We start from the raw sequence: 1334 nt of genomic DNA, 5'->3' as shown, positions 1-1334 counted from the left end.
CCAGACTCATGCAAGAGGCAGGAATAAAAGACACACACATAGTAAGCGTCAAGGATGTACCAACAAATGTCCCCAAACGTCCTATCTACCCTGACCTCGTCGAGAGAAACTTCGAGGCAGATGCGCCCAATACACTCTGGGTAGGCGACATAACGCAACACCCCACGAGCGAGGGCTGGCTATATTTGGCTGTACTGTTAGATGCCTTCTTTAAGAAAGGTAATCGGTTGCTTCTTGAGGGAGCCGTATAACGTCTGAATTGGCCGTAGGCGCCTCAGGTATAGCAATTAAACGCAGACGCCATCATAGAGGGGTGATTCACCACTCAAGACCTCGAGGTTTTCAATATACCTCTATCGTCTTCACCGATAGGGTGAAGGAGGCACCTCTATTGGGCTCCATGGGCTTTGTCGGAGATGCGCTTGTACTTGCAGTAGCTGAAAGCTTTTACGCTACACTCAAGGCTAGATTGCTCGGGCAGGAACAGTTGGCCAAGGCGAGGAGAGCTTAAAAACGCCGTCTTCGAGTGCATCGAGGTAGGTTGCATAAGATTAGGCGGCATTCGACGCTCTGGTGCTTAAGCCCAGATGAATTTGAGCGGAGGTGGTTTGACGAACACGAAAAGTCAGAAACAGCTTAAAGACTAAGCTTGAAAGTGTCCAGTAAAGTGGGGCAACTCCAATTTACATTTATGCCCTTACGGTGTCTTAAGTACGCCGTAACTCGCCTGTAACCCCAAAAGGGATGATTTACTTTAATTGCTTTTATCTCTTCAAGCAGCCTCAGCCTATCGTTCCCAGCGCTGCCGTCGTTACCTATGGTATTTTCGTGTTCCTCTGTCCCTTCGGCCGTAGGATTGCGCTGCAATGATGCGTAATAGCTGCTGCGTGGAACACCTAGGGTTTCACAAGCTGCTTTTACGCTGTAGCCTGCTCCTTTAAGACTATTCACAGCTTCTACCTTGTCGTAGATAGCTCTTCCGTTTTTTTAATATCTCGATCTGTATGGCCTGTTTTCTGATGATCTTTTGCAATCTCTGAGATCTTAAGCAGTAAGAGCTTGATCGCGAGACGCGCTTCCCCTTGCCAAGGCATTTTGCCACCTTCCAAGAACGCATCGCGCCACTTGTAATAGACAGTCTGGCTTAGGGCGTGATCTCTGCATATTTCAGACACTGTTTTTTGACCCTTGAGGCCTTCTATCACGATTGCAAACTTTTCTTCTGCCGTCCATTTCCTCTGTTTCATAGCTGCATCCTCCTATTGTGCTCCCATGAGAGAGTTCTTCATCCTCCCTTTTTGGATATTATCCTATACACTTTGAGGGTGTCCATG

Annotated in this window: 2 protein-coding genes and 1 pseudogene; 1 reads left to right on the top strand and 2 read right to left on the bottom strand. The window is 47.8% G+C overall.

Translation table 11 applies throughout. The annotated features are described in order from the left end of the window. Positions 1-251: pseudogene (locus tag EZM41_RS13495) on the top strand (hypothetical protein); the annotation flags it as partial. A 385-nt stretch (positions 252-636) separates the two neighbouring features. Here the strand turns inward: EZM41_RS13495 and EZM41_RS14570 are convergent. Continuing rightward, complete coding sequence (locus tag EZM41_RS14570; protein WP_198469337.1) at positions 637-951, bottom strand: IS3 family transposase; 315 nt, start codon at positions 949-951, stop codon at positions 637-639. A gap of 5 nt (positions 952-956) precedes the next feature. Continuing rightward, complete coding sequence (locus EZM41_RS02925) at positions 957-1247, bottom strand: transposase (protein ID WP_198469335.1); 291 nt, start codon at positions 1245-1247, stop codon at positions 957-959. Positions 1248-1334: the final 87 nt, after the last annotated feature.

Source organism: Acetomicrobium sp. S15 = DSM 107314 (genome assembly GCF_016125955.1).
In the GTDB taxonomy this organism is placed as follows: domain Bacteria; phylum Synergistota; class Synergistia; order Synergistales; family Thermosynergistaceae; genus Thermosynergistes; species Thermosynergistes pyruvativorans.
This window is presented reverse-complemented; position numbering and strand designations above follow the sequence as displayed.

Coding starts and splice junctions, on each gene's coding strand:
- EZM41_RS02925 (WP_198469335.1), bottom strand. CDS start 1,247: ATGAAACAGAGGAAATGGACGGCAGAAGAAAAGTTTGCAATCGTGATA.